The organism is Lysobacter sp. ISL-50 (assembly GCF_018612875.1).
Classification (GTDB): Bacteria; Pseudomonadota; Gammaproteobacteria; order Xanthomonadales; family Xanthomonadaceae; genus Lysobacter.
The window spans coordinates 194,986-214,877 of record NZ_JAGGRI010000020.1 but is presented as its reverse complement, the minus strand read 5'-3'; the positions used below and the strand labels follow the sequence as shown (position 1 = coordinate 214,877).

5 protein-coding genes are annotated in these 19,892 nt (G+C 66.9%); all 5 read left to right on the top strand.

The window, feature by feature from the left end:
- Window positions 1-2: 2 nt before the first annotated feature.
- Genes J7J50_RS13355 through J7J50_RS13335 form a run of 5 tightly spaced genes read left to right on the top strand, consistent with a single transcriptional unit; the run spans window position 3 to window position 19,892 of the window.
- Window positions 3-12,947, top strand: a complete 12,945-nt coding sequence (locus J7J50_RS13355) for an SDR family NAD(P)-dependent oxidoreductase (protein ID WP_215058607.1) — start codon at window positions 3-5, stop codon at window positions 12,945-12,947.
- Window positions 12,944-17,029, top strand: a complete 4,086-nt coding sequence (locus J7J50_RS13350; RefSeq protein WP_215058606.1) for an SDR family NAD(P)-dependent oxidoreductase — start codon at window positions 12,944-12,946, stop codon at window positions 17,027-17,029. Before J7J50_RS13355 ends, J7J50_RS13350 begins: the two co-directional genes overlap by 4 nt.
- Window positions 17,030-17,089: 60 nt before the next feature.
- Window positions 17,090-18,349 (top strand): hydroxymethylglutaryl-CoA synthase, encoded by a 1,260-nt coding sequence (locus J7J50_RS13345; RefSeq protein WP_215058605.1) that lies wholly within the window; start codon window positions 17,090-17,092, stop codon window positions 18,347-18,349.
- Window positions 18,349-19,143, top strand: coding sequence for an enoyl-CoA hydratase/isomerase (locus J7J50_RS13340; RefSeq protein ID WP_215058604.1), 795 nt, complete (start codon window positions 18,349-18,351; stop codon window positions 19,141-19,143). The genes J7J50_RS13345 and J7J50_RS13340 overlap by 1 nt, the downstream gene beginning before the upstream one ends.
- Window positions 19,140-19,892 (top strand): polyketide synthase, encoded by a 753-nt coding sequence (locus tag J7J50_RS13335; RefSeq protein ID WP_215058603.1) that lies wholly within the window; start codon window positions 19,140-19,142, stop codon window positions 19,890-19,892. Before J7J50_RS13340 ends, J7J50_RS13335 begins: the two co-directional genes overlap by 4 nt.

Sequence of the window (19,892 nt, the reverse complement as noted above, 5' to 3'; positions counted from 1 at the left end):
GCATGGTGGATTTCGTCGAGTACATTGTTTCCGAGCTGAAGAGCAGACGGCTGGACAAGGCCAACGCGCTCGAGCTGATACGGCAGTTCTCCGGCCGCCGGGCGACGCCTGCGCGCCTGCATCCGCTGTTGCATCTCAATGTCTCGACCCTGACCCGGCAGCGCTACCGCACGCAGCTGACCGGGGAGGAATTCTTCCTGCGCGATCATCGGGTCAGGATGCCGTCGGGCGCCGCCTTCGGCGTGCTGCCGGGCGTCGCCTATCTGGAGATGGCGCGCGCGGCGGTCGCCGATGCGGTGCCGGAGCTTGCGACCACCTCGCTGATCGCGTTCGAGAACGTGCTGTGGCTGTCGCCGTTCGCGGTCGAAGGCGAGCGCGCGATCCTGATCGAACTCGATGCGGACGAGGACCTGCTCGGGTTCACCGTGTTCAGCGAAACCGAGGCAGGGCACCGCACCGACCACGCGTCCGGCCGTGTGCGTTTCCACGATCCCGGGCAATACGGTTTCGAAGGCGACGGCGTCGCAGCGCCGCTGGATCTGGCCGCACTGCGCGACGCGATGCGCCGCGAACACTGGGACGCCGACACGGTATACCGGCAGTACGCGCGGATCGGCATCGAGTACGGCCCGGCGCACCGCGGCATCGTCGCCTTGGACAGCGGCGACGGCCAGGTCCTGGCCGATCTGGCGCTACCCGACGCGCTTGCCGGCGAGGACAACGCCGCCTACATCCTGCATCCGTCGCTGATCGACAGCGCGCTGCAAGCGGCGATCGGACTGGGCGGGCGCGACGCGCCGCCGGCCGATCCGATGCTGCCCTTCGCGATGGAATCGCTGTGCATCCTCGGCGACTGCGCGCAGCGGCTGCATGCGTTCGTGCGCCGCGCCGATAGCTCGTCCGACGATTCGGCGCAGATCACCCTCGATCTGGATCTGTGCGACGCGAACGGCAATGTTTGCGTGCAGATGCGCGGGTTCTGCGCGCGCCGATTCGCCGCCGGCGCCGCCGCCACGAACGACTCTTCCGCCATCGAAACGCTGGTCGCGGTGCCGCGATGGAGCGAACCGCGTCCGCGCGGTATCGCATCGAGTCGTGCCGCTGAGGAAAATCTCGACACCGGCGCGCTGGAGTTCGCGCATGTGCGTGTGCTGCTCTGCGATTATTCCGGCGTCGATCCCGCGGCGCTGTCGGCGCTGCGTCCTGGGAGAGCGGTCGAGTCGTTGTCCGCGGCAGAAGCCACGCATCCCGCGCTGCGCTACGAGGCCATCGCGCTGCAGGTGTTCGAACATCTGCAGGACGTGCTGAAGCGAACCGGCGGCGAAACGACGCTGCTGCAGTGCGTGATCGCCGATACCGCGGAAGGGCGGCTGCTGACCGGCCTGGGCGGCATGCTCAGAACGGCGGCGCTGGAGAATCCCGCGCTCACCGCGCAGCTCGTCGTCGTGCAGGCGCAGGCGACGCCGGATACGCTCGCCGCCGATCTGGCCGAAGCCGCCGCGCAGCCGCAGCGCTCGCCGCTGCTGTCGTCCGCGGAAGGATGGCGCAGCCTCGACTGGACGCTGTTACCGCAGACGGCCGTGGGCGCGCACGATGCGCATGGCGAGCTCGGCGACTCGCCCTACCGGGAAGACGGCGTCTATCTGATCACCGGCGGCCTCGGCGGCCTCGGCGGCGTGTTCGCGCGCGACATCCTCGACCATGCGCAGCGTGCGCGGGTCGTGCTGACCGGCCGTTCGGCGCCGGACCGCGACATTGCCGCGCGGCTGGACGCGTACGGCTTCGGCGATCGGCTGCACTATCGACAGCTCGACCTGGATGACGCCGCGCAGTGCCGGCGCGTCGTCGAAGCGATCGCCGACATCGGTGCGCTGCGCGGCGTGCTGCACTGCGCCGGCGCGCGCAGCGATAACCTGATCCTGAAGAAGACCGCCGCCGACGTGGCCGCCGTGCTCGCGCCCAAGGTTCGCGGCACTTGGCATCTCGACGACGCCACCGCGGATGCGGATCTCGATTTCTTCGCGCTGTTCTCGTCCGGCGTGTCGGCGTTCGGCAACGTCGGCCAGGCCGATTACGCGGCCGCGAACGGTTTCCTCGATGCGTTCGCGGACTTCCGCCAGGCGCGGGTCGCGCAAGGGCAGCGTTCGGGCAGGACGCTGGCGATCGACTGGCCACTGTGGGACGCGGGCGGCATGCGTCCGGATGCCGACGGCGTGCGCTGGCTGCAGGCGCAGACGGGCATGCTGCCGATGCGCAGCGCGTCGGGCATCGCGGTGTTCCGCCGGGCGTTGGCGTCCGCGCACGCGCAGGTACTGACGGTCGAAGGCGATGGCCTCCGGCTGCGCCGTCTGTTCGATGCGCCGCCGGCCGTCGTGCCGCGCCGTGCGCCCGCACGCCTGCCCGTGCATGCGCCGGCGATGCGCGACGTCGATGCTCCTTTCTTCGATGCTTCCGCCGTCGGCGCTTCCGTCGATGCCGGTGTCGGCACCGGCGCAGGCAGCGGCGATCTGCGGCTGTTGGTCCGCGATTTCCTGCGCAGACAGTTCGCGCCGCTGCTGAAGATCGCGCCGGCACAGATCGATATCGACGAAGCGCTGGAAAGCTACGGCATCAATTCGATCCTGGCGATGAGCCTCACCGCTCAGCTCGAAAAACATCTCGGCCCGTTGCCGAAGACGCTGTTCTTCGAATACCAGACGGTCGCCGCGCTCGGCGAACATCTCGCCCAGGCGTACCGAGCTGAGCTGCAGGCGCTGCTGGTACAGACCGTCGAGCACACGACGGCAACGAACACCGCGCAGACCGCGTCGGTTCCACGGCATGCATCCGCCGCAGCGCGTCCGCACACCCAACCGCCGCTGCGGGGCAAGAGCCATGGACTGGTGCGCCGCGCTCCTTCCGCGCGCACGACATCCGAGCCGATCGCCATCGTCGGGCTCAGCGGCCGTTATCCGGAAGCCGAAACGCCGCAGGACTACTGGCGCAATCTGCGCGACGGGAAGGACTGCGTGGTCGAGATTCCCGAGTCGCGCTGGCGCTGGCAGGACTACTACACCAGCGACCGCGAACAGCCCGGGCACTACAGCAAGTGGGGCGGCTTCATTCAGGGCGCGGACGAGTTCGACGCGCAGTTCTTCAACATCTCGCCGCGCGAGGCGCCGTACATCGACCCGCAGGAGCGTCTGTTTCTGCAGCATGCGTGGATGGCGATCGAGGACGCCGGCTATTCGCGCAAGAGCCTGCGGATGCCGCAGGCCGATGCATTGCCTGGCCAGGTGGGCGTTTACGCCGGCGTGATGTATGGCGAATACAACCGCTCGGGCAGCCTGGCCAGTATCGCCAACCGGGTGTCGTACGCGCTCAACCTGCACGGACCGAGCATGACGCTCGACACCATGTGCTCGTCGTCGCTGACCGCGATCCACCTGGCCTGCCAGGATCTGAAGCTGGGCCGCACCGACATGGCGCTGGCCGGCGGCGTCAATCTCAGCATCCATCCCGACAAGTACAGCATGCTGAGCGCGGGGCAGTTCATCTCCAGCGACGGCCACTGCCAGAGCTTCGGCGAAGGCGGCGACGGCTACATTCCGGGCGAAGGCGTGGGCGTGGTGGTGCTGAAGCGCCTGTCCGACGCGCAGCGCGACGGCGATGCGATCCATGCGGTGATCCGCGGCAGCGCGCTGAACCACGGCGGCAAGACCAACGGCTACACGGTGCCGAATCCGCAGGCGCAGGCCGCGGTGATCTCCGCCGCGCTGAAGGACGCAGGCGTCGATGCGCGCCACATCAGCTACATCGAAGCGCACGGCACCGGCACGAAGCTAGGCGATCCGATCGAGATCGCGGCGCTAGGCAAGGCGTTCCGCGAACATACCGCGGACACCGGTTTCTGCCTGATCGGTTCGGCGAAGTCGAACATCGGTCATTGCGAATCGGCGGCGGGCATCGCCGGACTGACCAAGGTCATCCTGCAGATGCGCCATCGTCAGATCGCGCCATCGCTGCATTCGCAGCGGCTGAATCCCAATATCGATTTCGCGGTCACGCCGTTCGAAGTCAACCAGTCCCTGCGCGACTGGGACGCGCCCGTGGTCGATGGCAGGCGCATGCCGCGCATCGCCGGCTTGTCGTCGTTCGGCGCCGGCGGCGCGAATGCGCACTTCGTCATCGAAGAACCTTCCGGCGCTGCGCATGCCCATACCGCGGATGCAACGCTGCCGGGCGTACAGACCATCGTGCCGCTGTCGGCGCGCACGTCCGAACAACTGCTCGTCAAGGGCCGGAACCTGCTGGCATTCCTGCAGGACGCCGAGGAGGAGGGCCGTCGGATCGATCATGCCTCGCTGGCGTACACGCTGCAGGTCGGGCGCGAGCCGATGGAAGAGCGACTGGCGTTCGTCGTCGATTCCGCGGCCCGGCTGCAGCAGCTGCTTCGCGCATGGGTCAAGGCGGGTGCGGTCGATGCCGCGGCCGACGGCGCCTATCGCGGCAACTTGAAGGCGCACCGCGAGATGCTCGGCCTGTTCGCCGCCGATCCCGATTACGAGGAGGCCCTCGACAAATGGATCGCGCAGCGCAAGCTGGCCAAGCTGGCCGAGCTGTGGGCGAAGGGATTCGATCTGGACTGGCGCAAGTTCCACGGCAGGAACGCGCCGACCCGGATGCACCTGCCGACCTATCCGTTCGCGAAGGACAGATACTGGATCGACCCGGTCAAGGGGATGTTCTCCAACGTCATTGCTTCGGGCGCCGCTTCCCGGACCGGTGCGGTGGGCGCGGCCGCCGGCAACGCATTGCATCCGCTGCTGCACGAAAACACCTCCGATCTCGATCAGCTGCGCTATTCATCGCTGTTCCAGACGGACGAGCCGTTCGTCGTCGGCCATTCCGGCGGCGCCGGCGCGCCGCTGCCGTCGTCGGTGCTTCTGGACATGGCGCGCGTGGCTGTCGCCTGCGCCAAGCGCGTGTCGCCGACCGCCGCGGCGGTCGAGCTGAGCGAAGTGCGCTTCGCGTCGCCGTTCGTGGTCGACGGCGCGTCCGCTCTGCACATCGCGCTGTATCCATCGAGCGAGCACGACGGTGTCGACTTCGATATCTTCAGCGGCGAAGCCGAAGAGGAATACGTGCACGCGCAGGGCCGTGGCCGGCTGCTGCCGATGCAGGCCGAAGCGCGGACCGATGCCGACAGGATCGACATCGATGCGGCGCCGGCCGCGTTCGCCGCCGCCCCCGTGCTCGAAAAGCCCGGTGCCATCGTGCTGCCCGAACCGGCCGCCGTGCCCGCGATCGTCGGCGGTGCGCTGCCGAAGCCGAACGCTTCGCGCCTGCCGATGCTGGATGCGACGACATCCATTGCGCCGACGCCCGCTGCGTTGGCGACGAACCGGACGAGCGCGCAGGCGAACGCTGCTCCGTCGATCGACATATCGCCGAACACCGCATCGCAGAACGCCGCGTCGTCCGCGCGGGACGTCCTCGGCTTCCTCAAGTATTCGCTGGCGCAGGCGCTGTATCTCGACGAAGCGACTATCGACGACGACCGTCCCTTCGTCGATCTGGGGCTGGATTCGATCGTCGGGGTGGAATGGGTCAAGAACATCAACAAGGGCCTGGGCCTGGACATCGGCGCGACCCGCGTCTACGACTACAGCAACCTCACGGCGCTGAGCGCGTTCGTCGAAAGCCAGTTGCCCGCGGTGTCCACCGCGCCCGCGGCGCCCGTGCGGGCCGTCGCGCGCCCGGCGAGCGTTGTGCAGGCCTTGCCGGCCCTCGCTGCGCCCGCGCTCGTTGAACATGCCTCATCCGCTTCGCAGCCCACGCCCGTCGCACAGGCCGTCGTCGGCGTCGACCACGATGCGCTCAAGCGCTCGCTGCGCATGAGCCTCGCGCAAGCGCTGTACCTCGACGAGGCCGCGATCGACGACGAGCGCTCGTTCGTCGATCTGGGGCTGGACTCCATCGTCGGCGTGGAATGGGTGAAGATGATCAACAAGGCCTACGGTCTGGAGATTTCCGCGACCCGGGTCTACGACTATTCGACCGTCCAGGCGCTGGCCCGTTTCCTTCAGGGCGAACTGGCGTCGCGTCCGCAGCCGGTCGCGCCCGCGCCCGAAGCATCCGTGCGTATTGAATCCGCATCCGCGGCAATGCCCACCGCGCAGCGGGAAACGCCGAGGCCGGCCGCGACTTCATCGTTCGCAGCCGCCGCGTCGTTCGCGCCGCGCCCAGCGATGCCGATGCCCGCTGGCGACAGCATCGTCCTGCAGCGCCGTTCGCACGCCGTGCGGACGCTGCCGCAAGCGCGGCCCGCGGCCGCAGCGCAGCGCAACGAGGAGAAGATCGCCATCGTCGGCATGTCCGGACGCTATCCCGGCGCCGACGATCTCGACCAGCTGTGGAGCAACCTGGCCGAGGGTCGGAACTCGATCCGCGAAATTCCGCCGGAACGCTGGGACGTGGATGCGTACTACGACCCGACGCCCGGCAAGCCGGGCAAGGTGTACTGCAAATGGCTCGGCATGCTCGACGGCGCCGAGCATTTCGACCCGATGTTCTTCCAGATCTCTCCGGCCGAAGCCGAGGTCATGGACCCGCAGCATCGGCTGTTCATGCAGGAAAGCTATCGCGCTTTCCAGGACGCCGGTTATTCCAGCGCCGCGCTGAGCGACCGCAAGTGCGGTGTCTACATGGGCATCATGAGCAGCGACTATTCGTTCCTGCTGGCGAAGAGCAATCCGCAGAACATCGAGACGACCAGCAACAGTTTCGCGATCGGCGCGGCGCGCATCGCCTATCACCTGAATCTGAAGGGGCCGGCGATCCCCATCGACACCGCGTGCTCGTCGTCGCTGGTAGCGACCCATCTGGCCTGCCAGGCGCTGCTGAACCACGAAATCGACATCGGCCTCGCCGGCGGCGTGAGCCTGTACCTGATTGCCGAGTCCTATCTGGGCATGTGCCGCGCGGGCATGCTGGCGAGCGACGGCCAGTGCAAGACCTTCGACAACGGCGCGGACGGCTTCGTGCCGGGCGAAGGCGTGGGCACGCTCGTGCTCAAGCGCCTGAGCGACGCCGAGCGCGACGGCGACCGCATCCACGGCGTGATCATCGGATCGGGCATCAACCAGGACGGCAAGACCAACGGCATCACCGCGCCCAGCGTCAACAGCCAGATCGAACTGCTGCGCGACATCTACCGCCGCTACGAGATCGACGCGTCGTCGATCGACTACGTGGAAACCCACGGCACCGGAACCAAGCTCGGCGACCCGATCGAGCTGGAAGCGCTGTCGACCGTATTCAAGGAGCACGGCGGCAGGAAGAACGCCTGCGCGCTGGGCGCGATCAAGACCAATCTCGGCCACACCTCCGGCGCGGCCGGCGTCGCGGGCGTGCACAAGGTGCTGCTGAGCCTGCGCAACAAGGCCCTGGCCCCGAACGTGAATCTCAGGCAGGAGAACGCGCTGTTCGATTTCGCCGCCTCGCCGTTCTACGTCAGCCGGACGCGTCACGACTGGCCTTCGGTGGCGGGACGCAAGCGGCGCGCGGCGGTCAGCGCGTTCGGCTTCAGCGGCACCAACGCCCATGTGGTCATCGAAGAGTACGTGCCCGCGCTGCGTTCGCGGGGCGCGGCCGCGCCGATGGAGGCATCGCCGTCCTGCATAGTCCCGCTGTCCGCGCGCACCGCCGCGCAGCTCATGGCCATGGCGCAGGATCTGCTCGCGTTCCTCGACAAGAATGCGGCGGATGAGCCCGATCGCAGCGACGCGGAGGTCGCCTTGCGCGATCTGGCGTACACGTTGCAGATTGGGCGCGACCCGATGCGCGAGCGCTGCGCATGGGTCGCCGACAGCGTTTCCGAACTGCGGACGCAGCTGCGCGAATTCGTGTCGACTTCCGGCGGCGGGACCTGCCATCGCGGCACGGTGTCGCGCGCGCAGGACACCGTGATTCCGAGCGAAGATGCCGCCGATGCGCTGCTGCGCGACGGCCTGCGTCAGTCCGCCGCGCTCGCCGCGCTTTGGGCGCAGGGCGCGAAGATCGAATGGCCGTCGTTCTACGCGGACTACCCGCCGCAGCGGCTTCACGGTCTGCCGGGCTATCCTTTCGCTAAGGAACGCTACTGGCCACAGGCGGCCCCGGCCCTCCAGCCTGCGCCCACCGCAACGCCATCCGCGCCCGCGCCGCTGCTTGCGGACAGCGGCGAAGAGAAACGATCGACCTGCTATGCGCCGGTCTGGCGCGACGCCGCGCTGCCCGCGCCGCGCGCCGCCTTCGGACCCGACGACGCGCTGCTGATCATCGACACCGACGATCAATTGTTCGAGCAGATCAAGGCGCGCCTGCACACCGCGTCGCCGCTGAAGACCATTGTGCTCGTGCGTCTTGGCGATGCCTTCCGGCAGGACGCCGCCGATCACTTCTGCGTGGACGCCGCGCAGGCGCATCATTTCGAAGCGCTGCTGGAGACACTGAGGAGCCAGGGCCGCATGCCGACCCGGGTGATCCACAACGCGAACGCCGCGCGCCTGTCGGCGCACGCCGACGGGCAGGCGAACCCGGCGGCGGGCGAGGCCATCGAACACGCCCTGCACGCGGGTATCGACCCGCTGTTCGGATTGTGCAGGGCGCTGGCCGGTGCCGGCGCGCGGCAGGCGCCGTGCGCGTTCGTGTCGTTCTTCCACGCCGGCGCCGGGACGAACAGCGCGCCGTGCGAAGCCTTGGCGGCCTTCTACCGCTCGCTCGCGCTGGAGAACAACCGCTATCACGGTCGCGTGCTGTCGATCGAGCACGACGGCATCGATCCGGCGACCAGCGTCATCGACACCGTCACCGCGCTCCTCGACGAACTGCAGACCGCGCCGCAGCGCGAAACCGAAGTCCGCTACCGGACGCGCGGCGCCGCCCCGGGTCGGCGCTCGGTGCGTACGCTGGCGCTGCAGTCGCCCGAACGCGTGCCGGCGGGACCGATGCCGCTCAAGCACGGCGGGACGTATCTCATCACCGGCGGCCTGGGCGGCCTGGGCATCGTGTTCGCGCGCCATCTGGCCGAACACTATCGCGCCAGGCTGGCGATCTGCGGGCGCTCGGCGCTGGACGAGCGGGTCGAGGAAGTGCTGGAAGAACTGCGTGCGCTCGGCGCGGAAGCGGTGTATCTGCAGGCGGACATCGCCGAGGCGGAGCCCACGCGCACGCTGATCGCGGACGTCAAGGCGCGCTTCGGCGCGCTGAACGGCGTGCTGCATAGCGCCGGAGTCAACGACGATGCGCTGCTGATCCGCAAGGACCGCGCGCAGTTCCGCCGGGTGCTGGCGCCGAAGGTGCAGGGCACGGTGCATCTGGACCGGTTCACCACCGACGAGCCGCTGGACTTGTTCGTGCTGTTCTCGTCGGGTGCCGGCAGCTTCGGCAACGTCGGCCAGACCGACTACGCCTATGCCAACGCTTTCATGGATGCGTTCGCCGATCATCGCGAAGCCGCGCGGGCGCGCCGTGCGCGTTACGGCAGGACCCTGTCGATCGGCTGGCCGTACTGGCAGGCCGGTGGCATGCAACTGTCCGAGGCCGATCTGCAGCGCACCGAGGAGCGGACCGGGCTGTGCGCGCTGCCGACACGGATCGGCTTGGATTACTGGGACGTGCTGCTGCGTTCCGGTCTTGCGCGGGCGCTGGCGCTGTACGGCCATCCCTCGAAGATCGCGGCCTATTGCGACCCGTCCAGCAGCGCCATCGCCGCCGCGCAGGCCGGCGCAGCGACGATCGACCGCGACGTCCTGCTGGCGCGGACCCGCGCCTATCTGTGCGAGCTGGTCCATGCCGAAACCAGGATTCCGGCCGACCGGATCGATATCGAAGAACGCTTCGAGGCGTTCGGCTTCGACTCGATCATGATCGGACGCCTCAATGCGGCCTTGGAACACGACCTCGGCGATCTGCCGAAGACCCTGATGTACGAGTACGAGACCGTCGCCGAGCTGGCCGCGTATCTCGTCGAACACGCGGCGGCCGCGTTGACCGCGAAGCTGGCGGGCGAGGGCGCGACACAAGGCGTCGCCGACGCTGCGCAATCCGCGACGGATGCCACGCCATCAATCGCCGCATCCACCGCTATGCGGCCGCAACCGGCGGCAGTTGCCGCACCCGCGCCGGATGCGCACATACACGCCGAGCCGATCGCCATCATCGGCGTGCATGCCTCGTTCCCGCAGGCCGACGATATGGACGCGCTGTGGGCGCATCTGCGCGCCGGCACGGATCTCATCGAGGACGTGCCCGAAAACCGCTGGGATGCGTCGTCGTTCTACGATCCCGATCCCGCGCAGTCCGAGCGCGGCAAGATCTATTGCAAGCGCGGCGGCTTCCTGGAGGACTTCGACAAGTTCGACGCCGGCTTCTTCAACATCGCCGATGCCGAGGCGGACATCATCGACCCGCAGGAGCGCCGCTTCCTGCAGTCCGCCTGGTCCGCGATCGAAGATGCCGGCTACACGCGCGAACGCCTGAAGCAGCGCTACCCGAAAGGCAAGAGCGCCGATGTCGGCGTGTTCGTGGGCGTGACCACCAACTCCTATCAGTTGCTGGCCCCCGAGGCCTGGCAGCGCGGCCGCATGGTCACGCCCGGCGCGATGCCCTGGTCGATCGCCAACCGCGTGTCCTACGCCCTGGATCTGCAGGGTCCGAGCCTGCCCGTCGACACCGCGTGTTCGTCGTCGCTGGTCGCGGTGCATCTGGCCTGCGAGAGCCTGCGGCGCGGCGAGTGCCAGCTCGCGCTCGCCGGCGGCGTCAACCTGTATCTGCATCCGGCCAAGTACCAGTCGTTCTGCCATCGCCGGATGCTCGCGGTCGGCGACGCCTGTCGCAGCTACGGCGCGGGCGACGATGGCTTCATCCCGGGCGAAGGCGTGGGCACGCTGGTGCTTAAACCGCTGCGTCTGGCCGAGCGCGACGGCGACAGGATCTACGGCGTGATCCGCGGCAGCGCCTACGACCACAGCGGCCGCTCCAGCGGCTACGCCACGCCCAACCCGAACGCGCAAGCGCAGGTCATCGCGCAGGCGCTGGCCCAGGCCGGCGTGCCGGCGCGCAGCATCGGTTTCATCGAAGGCCATGGCACCGGCACGCGAATGGGCGACAGCCTGGAAGTCGCCGCCATCACCCAGGCTTTCGCACTGCAGACCGCCGACACGGGGTTCTGCGCGCTGGCGTCGCTGAAGGCCAACATCGGCCACGCCGAGTCCGCGACCAGCATCGCCGGCATCGCCAAGATCCTGATGCAGTTCAAGCACCAGCAGATCGCGCCCAGCATCCATGCGCAGGTCGTGAATCCCGACATCGATTTCGCCCACTCGCCGTGCGTCCTGCAGGCTAGCCTGGGCGCGTGGGAGACCACGGCGGGCGTTCCGCGCCGGGCCTTGATCAACGCGTTCGGCGCCGGCGGCGTCAACGCCTGCGCGGTGCTGGAGGAATATGTGGCGCCCGAATCGGTGGCGTCCGCGCAAGCCGATGCACCCATCGCCGGCGCGGGCGGACATCTGTTCGTGCTTTCGGCCATGAACGTCGAACGCCTGCGCGAATACGCTTATCGGTACGTCGATTTCCTCGCGCTCGATCCTGGCTGCGATCTCGCGGCGCTGTGCCGCACCGCGCAGATCGGCCGCGAGGCGATGCCCCAGCGGCTGGCCCTGATCGCCGACAGCGCGCAGCAACTGCGGCAGACCCTGCAGCGCTGGCTCGACGCCGATCCGAACCTCTCCGGCACGGCGCGGCTGTGGCAGGGCAGTCCCGAGGCCCAGGCCGGCTACGCCGCGCGCGGGCAGCGCGAACGCATGCAGACGCTGTGCGCGCAAGCCGATCTCGCCGGGCTGGCCGAGTTCTGGACGCAGGGCGGCAAGGTCGAGTGGCCGCGGTTGCACGACGCAATAGGCCCGCACGGCGCGCCGTTGCGGCCCGTGGCCGGCGCGCCGGTCTATCCGTTCGCGCGCGACCGGCATTGGGCGGTCGACTTCACCGCGATGGAGGCCGCACCGGCGAGCACGCCGCCGCGCCTGCATCCGCTCATCTCGCACAATGCCTCGACATTGGAGCGGGTGTGCTTCGATGCCGCTCTCGTCGAGGACCAGTATTACGCCCGAGATCACAAGGTCCACGGCCAAGCCGTGTTCCCGGGCGCAGGTTTCGTCGAAATGGCCTGTATTGCGGCGACCGTCGCCGGAAAAAGACGCGTACGCCGGCTCAAGGACATTTATTGGGTTCAGCCGCTGTCGCTGACCGATCCGCGGCAGGATCTCAAAATCGGACTGAGCAATGCGACCGGCGACAGCGTGGAATTCGCCGTGACCACGGTCGATGACGATCATGAGAGCGTCCTGCATTGTGAAGGCCGCGCGCTCTTCGACGATCGCAGCGGGCCCGAGTCGTCGTCGCGCGAGTCGCTGCCGCAATGGCGTCAGCGCTGCGGCGAAAGCCATGCCGGCGAACGTTACTACGAGCTGTTTCAGCGCCTCGGGTTCGACTATGGCCAGACCTTCCGGGTGATCGACGAGGTCGCGATCGGCAACGGCTGCGCCTTGGCCAAGCTCGTGCTGGCGCCCTCGTTGACGAAGGATTTCGAGCAGTACGTGCTGCATCCGTGCCTGATCGACGGTGCGTTGCAGACGGTAGTGGCGCTGCTGGCCGCGGAAGACGGCGGCGTGCCGCATCTGCCGTTCGCGATCGACGAGATCGAAATCCTCGGCAGCCTGACGCCGCGATGCGTCGCGCTGGTGGAGCGGTCCGGCGACGACGCCGGCGAGGGCAGGGGCGCCCTGGTGTTCAACGTACATATCCTCAGCGAAAGCGGCGAAACGCTGGTGAAGATCACTAATTTCTACCTGCGCGCCCTGGTGCCGCCACCGTCGAGCATCGCGACGAGCGAGCGTGCGCGACTTTCAATGGCGGTGAGCTCATGAAGACCGCGGCATCGACGAGCGCAAGCAACGACTATCCCGTCGGCGAGTTCCGCTCTGTGTTCGACGGCACCGAGCCGTTTCTTGCCGACCACATCATCCAGGGGCAGAAGATCCTGCCGGGCATGGCCTATCTCGAGATCGCCCGCGCCGCGGTCGCGGCGTCGGCGCCTGCGGGCGACGACGCCATGCTCGTGCTGAGCGATAGCGTTTTCGTCAATGCGTTGACGGTGAAGGGCAAGCGAACGGTCACCGTGCGCGTGTATCCGGGCGGCGCGGGTCAGTTCGGCGTCGAAGTGAGCACCGAGCAGGGAGTGCATTTCCAGACCCGTGTATCGGTGCAGAAGACGTCCGAATGCCTGGCCAGCAAAGGCTATGCTCCGGAGCTGGATATCGCCCGGCTGCGCGCTGAAATCACACGTCCCGGCCCGACGAAATCGGCGTTCTACCAGACCTACAGGAATCGCGGCGTCGAGCTGGGCCCGTCCCATCGGGGCGTCGAGGAGATTTTCCTCGACGGCAAGGGCGAGGGTCTGGCCACGATCCGCCTGCCGGGCTCGTCTGCGCGCGGCATGGTAATGGACGCGGGTGCGCTCGACAGCATCATCCAGAGCGGTCTCGCGCTGGTCGATAATCCGGAAGCGAACGTCGTGCCGTTCGCGGTGATCAACACATTGGTCGTCGGTGCGCTGACGGACACGATGATCGTTCATATCCGTCAGCGCCCCGACGGTATGCACTATGTCGCCGCCGATGAGCGCGGCAACGTCCGGGTGATCATCGAAGGATTCCAGAGCCGCGAGATCGATCTGAACGCCAGGCAGGACCGCTTGAGCTTCCATCGGCCGGTCTGGAAAAACGTAACGCCGCCGCACGCCGATGATCGGGCGGTGCATGTGGTGGAGGCGAGCGGCGACTATGTCGCGACGGCCAAAGCGGTGCTGGCGGCGGCGCAGTCGCTCGCAGTGGACAAGCACACCCGTTCGGCGCTCGAACTGCATGTGACCGAGCGCGACCACGCCGCGCGCGGGCTCTGGGCGGCGTTGAAGACGGTGTCGATCGAACATTCGCAGATCGATGTGCGCCTCAAGTCCGCGGACGCGTATGTGGCGCTGTCCTATGAGGATGCCGACGCCGATATCGGCAGCGAGTTCGCCTGGCGCGACGGCACCACCGCGCTGATCAGCGGCGGACTGGGCGCGCTGGGTTTGCTGGTCGCACAGGATATCGCCGAACGCACGACGGGCAGCACCCTGATTCTGCTGGGCCGGCGCACGCCGAACGAGGCCGAGACGGCGCGCATCGAAGCGCTGCGGGCATTGGGCGCGAACGTGATTCATCGCGGCTGCGACATCGCGCGGCTCGATGAGGTCGAAAAGATCGTCGCCGAACATCCCGGAATCGATGTCGTGCTGCACGCGGCGGGGCTCATCGACGACGCCTTGGTGATCCACAAGACCACCGATGCCATCGACAGAGTATTCGCGCCGAAGGTGCAGGGCATCGAGAACCTCGATCGCGCCACGGCCGGCTGCCCGCTTGAGTTGTTCATCGCATTCTCGTCCGTGGCCGGCGCGCTCGGCAACGCCGGGCAGTTCGACTACGCGGCCGCGAACGGCTACATGGACGCGTACATCGAAGCGCGCTCGACGCGCGTGCGCGCACAGCAGGCGCGCGGGCGTTCGCTCGCCATCAACTGGCCGCTGTGGGAAGAAGGCGCGATGCGGATCGACGACGCCAGCCGCGAGACCCTCGCCCGGACTTATGCGATCAAGCCGTTGCCGAGCGCGGAAGGCCTGAAGGCGCTGCGTCTGGCCATTGCCTCGCCGCACGCCAACCTGCTGCCGCTTTACGGTCAGAAGAATGCGCATGCGGCCCTGTTCGCACCCCCGAAGGCCGTGGCGGTGGACGTGCGGCCGCAGCAATCTTCGGCCGAACTCGACAAGCTGCAGCGCGAGATCCTGCAGGAGATGCGCCTGCAGGCTGCGCAGCATCTGAAAATGAAGCCCAACCAGATCAACGAGACTGAAGACTGGACCAACTTCGGCTTCGATTCGATTCTCATCTCGAGCTTCGTCTCGCATCTGAACAACGTCTACGATCTGAATCTCATGCCGACGGCGATGTTCGAGGCTTCGAACTTGCTGCGCTTCAGCCAGTTCCTCGCCGAGAATCATGCGGCGGAAATGATCAGGAAGTTCGCGGTTAATGGGGCGCAGGGCGCCGCTCGCTCGGCGAATATTCCGGCGAATGCCTCGCCGCAGCCGGCAGCGCATGAGCCGGTGGTTTCGGGCGGCGCTGCCGTGTCGCAGTTCGCGCGCCGGTTCCGCGAAGCCTACCGGAACCGGTCCAGCTATCGCGATGAAGACATCGCCGTGGTCGGCATGAGCTGCCGTATCGCTGGCGCGAACAACCCGGATGAATTCTGGCGGATGCTCGATGAGGGGCGCGACATGATCAGCGAGATCCCATCGGACCGCTGGGACTGGCGTGAATACACGGGTGTCAGCCGCTGGGGTTCCTTCATTCCCGGCATCAAGGAGTTCGATCCGCTGTTCTTCGGAATATCGCCGGCGGAAGCGATGTACATGAGCCCGGAACAGAGGCTGATGATGCAATCGGTCTGGGAATGCATCGAGGACGCGGGCTACGGCGGCGACAGCCTCAAGGGCACCAACACCGGCATCTACGTCGGCAGCGGCCCGAGCAGCTACACCACCATGATGAGCCACCTTCCCATCGAAGCCTATTCGGTGACCGGCACCTTGTCTTCGGTGGGGCCGAACCGGATCAGTTACCACATGGATTGGCACGGCCCCAGCAATCCTATCGACACGGCCTGCAGCAGTTCGCTGGTGGCGGTGCATCGCGCCATCGAAGCCATCCGTGCGGGGCACTGCGGGGTGGCGATCGTCGGTGGCGTGAACGCGTTGCTCTCGCCGGATGTGTATATCAGTTTCACCAAGTCCGGCATGTTGTGCGAAGACGGTCGCTGCAAGACGTTCTCCGACAAAGCGAACGGTTATGTGCGCGGCGAAGGCGTCGGTATGTTGATGCTCAAGTCGCTCAGAGCCGCCCAGCGCGATGGCGACGATATTTACGCGGTAATCAAGGGCGCGGCCGAGAATCACGGCGGACGGACGACATCGCTTACCGCGCCCAATCCCAACGCGCAGGCCGCGGTGATCCTGCGCGCCATCGAGGATGCCGGCATCGACTTCCATCGTGTCGGCTACATCGAATGTCACGGCACCGGCACCGAGCTCGGCGATCCGGTCGAGATCAGCGGATTGAAGAGCGTCGCGAAGGAACTCCTCGACGCCGATACCGCCGCGGAAAAACAGATCGCCGCTCCGTGTTACCTCGGCAGCATCAAATCCAACATCGGCCACCTCGAGTACGGCGCGGGCGTGGTCGGCATGATCAAGCTCATCCTGCAGATCCGCCACAAGAAGATCGCCAAGAGTCTGCATTGCGACACGGTCAGTCCGTTGATCGATCTCAAACGCACGCCGTACAGGGTCGCGCAGCAAGCGGTCGAGTGGGAGGTTCCGGCCGGGCAGACCCGCATCGGCGGGGTCAGCAGCTTCGGGTTCGGCGGCGTGAACGCGCACGTGGTCATCGAGGAGTATCTCGACCTTGCCTCCGGTCATGACTCGGATAACGCCGACAACGCCCAGCTGCTGGTGTTCTCGGCGCGCAATGCGCAGACCCTGCACGCCACCTTGCAGGCGTATCCCGATTTCCTCGCCAGGATCGATCGCGGTGCGGACACGCTGCGGCGTATCGCCCACACCCTGCAGTCCGGCAGGACCGGCATGCAGGAGCGGGTGGCCTTCGTGGCCCGTTCGGTCGACGAATTCGAGGAGTTGCTGAAGGGCTTCCTGGAGGAGAAGGACGATTTCTACCATCGCAAGGTGTACCGCGGGTCCAGCAAAGCCGGCGCGGGCGACAAGCTCGATATCGGCGATACCCAGGCCGGTCAGGAGTTCATGCGCCGGCTGGTCGAGACCGGCGAGATCGGAAAGATCGCGGAACTCTGGGTCACGGGCGCGAAGCTGGACTGGCGGATTCTGCGCCCGTAGCGGCGACCGGCATCGGACGCGGCGACACAGGACAACATTGGGTCTTTGGAGAGGAACAGCATGAAAGCAGTGGGTATTGAAGCAATGAACGTGTTCGCCGGCACGGCATTCCTGGATGTCAGGAAGCTGTCCGAGCATCGCGGGCTCGACACCACCCGGTTCGAGAACCTGCTGATGAAGGAAAAGACGGTCGCGTTGCCGTACGAAGACCCGATCACGTTTGCGGTCAACGCCGCGAAGCCCATCGTCGATGCGCTGAGCCCGGAGGAGCGGGACCGCATCGAGATGGTGATCACCTGTACCGAATCGGCCTTCGATTTCGGCAAATCGATGAGCACCTACTGCCACTCGCTGCTCGGTCTGAATCGCAACTGCCGCCTGTTCGAAATCAAGAACGCGTGCTATTCCGGCGCGGCCGGCATCCAGATGGCGGTGAACTTCGTGCTATCGCAGGCCTCGCCGGGCGCGAAGGCGCTGGTGCTCGCCACCGACATCTCGCGCTTCATGGTCGAAGAGGGCGGCGACGCGCTGACCGCCGACTGGTCGTTCGCCGAGCCCAGCAACGGCTCCGGCGCGGTCGCGATGCTGATCAGCGATCAGCCGCACATCTTCCAGGTCGATGTCGGCGCGAACGGTTATTACGGCTACGAAGTCATGGACACCTGCCGGCCCACCGCCGACGGCGACGCCGGCGATTCGGATCTGTCGCTGCTGTCCTATCTCGACTGCTGCGAGAACGCCTTCCTGGAATACAAGAAGCGCGTGCCGGACGCGGATTTCGCCGCCACCTTCACCTACCTGGCCTATCACTGCCCGTTCGGCGGCATGATCAAGGGCGCGCACCGCAATATGATGCGCAAGATGGCGCGGGCCAAGCCGCAGGAGATCGAAGAGGATTTCCAGCGTCGCGTCACTCCCGGCATGATCCACTGCCAGCGCGTCGCCAACATCATGGGCGCGACCACGGCGCTGGCGATCGCCAGCACCATCGACCACGGCGATTTCGAAACCCCGAAGCGCGTTGGCGCCTTCTCCTACGGCTCGGGCTGTTGCTCGGAATTCTTCAGCGGCGTGGTGCGCAAGGAAGGCCAGGAGCGCCTGCGCGCGATGGGCATCCAGGCGCATCTGGACCGCCGCATCGAACTGACGATGGAGGAATACGACCGCCTGCTGGTAGGCAGCAATGCGGTCCGCTTCGGCACGCGCAACGTCGTGCTCGACACCGGTTTCATCGCCCGGGCCCGCGGCGCGATGGACAAGCCGGTGCTGTTCCTGAAGGAGATCAAGGAATTCCACCGCGAATACGAGTGGGTCGGCTGATGGACGGCAGCCCGATCGACAGCGCCGACTTCACCGCGTTGCGCATGCGTTTCGACGACGACATCGCGTATCTGCAGATCCACCGGCCCGAAGCGAACAACGCGATCAACGACCGCCTGATCGCCGAGTTCGCGTCGGCCCTGGACGCGTGCGACGCGCGCGCGAAGGTCGTCGTGGTCGAAGGTCTGCCGGAGGTCTTCTGCTTCGGCGCGGATTTCACCGAGTTGCAGAAGAGCTTCGATGGCGACGGCGTGCCGCAGCAGGACCCCAAGCCGCTGTACGACGTCTGGCGGCGCCTGGCGACCGGGCCGTACGTATCTGTCGCGCATGTCCGCGGCAAGGCCAACGCCGGCGGCATCGGTTTCGTCGCCGCCTGCGACATCGTGCTCGCCGATGCCGCGGCGGTGTTCAGCCTCTCGGAGCTGCTGTTCGGGCTGATGCCGGCCTGCGTGCTGCCGTTCCTGGTGCGCCGGATCGGTTTCGCGAAGGCCAACGCCATGACCCTGTCGACCCAGCCGGTTGCAGTGCAGGTCGCCCGCGAGTGGGGGCTGGTCGACGCCTTCGAGGACAACAGCGAGAACCTGCTGCGCAAGCATCTGCTGCGGCTGCGCAGACTCAACAAGACCAGCGTTGCGCGCTACAAGTGCTACATGAGCGCGATCGAGACGTCCATCGCCGCGGCCGAGCCGATGGCGCTGGCCGCGAATCGCGAGGTGTTCTGCGATGTCGATAACCTGCAAAGGATCTCGCGCTACGTGAAGACCGGCCAGTTTCCGTGGGAGGGCGCGGCGTGAGCACCGAGAAAGTCGTCAGTCTGCAGTTCGTGGCGCCGCAGATCGTTCAGATCACGATGCAGGACCGCGCGAGCAAGAACACCTTTTCCGAGGCGCTAACCGAGGAACTGATGAACGCGTTCGCGGAAGTCGAGCGTCTGCCGGAGTGCAAGGTCGTGGTGCTGACCGGCTACGACAACTATTTCGCGAGCGGCGGCACCCAGGAGCAGCTGATGAATCTGTCCGAGGGCCGCGGCGCATTCACCGACCGCGCGCTCTACGGCCTGCCGTTGCACTGTCCGGTGCCGGTGATCTCCGCGATGCAGGGGCACGGCATCGGCGGCGGATTCGTGCTGGGCATGTTCGCCGATCTGGTGGTGCTGGGGCGGGAGAACATCTACACCGCCAATTTCATGCGCTACGGCTTCACTCCGGGCATGGGCGCGACCTTCATTCTTCCGCAGAAGCTGGGCTTGGGCCTGGCCACGGAGATGATGCTCTCGGCGAACAACTACCGCGGTGAAGAACTGCACAAGCGCGGGATTCCGTTTCCGGTAGTCCCGCGCGACCAGGTAGTGGCGCACGCGCTGGAACTCGCGCAGACGCTGGCCGAGAAGCCGCGCGTCTCGCTGGTCGCATTCAAAGACCATCTGAGCGCGCCGCTGCGACAAGCGCTGCCCGCCACGATCGCGCAGGAGGTCGAAATGCATGCGGTGACCTTCGCCCAGCCCGAGGTGAAGGCGAAGATCGCCACGCTGTTTGGCGCATGA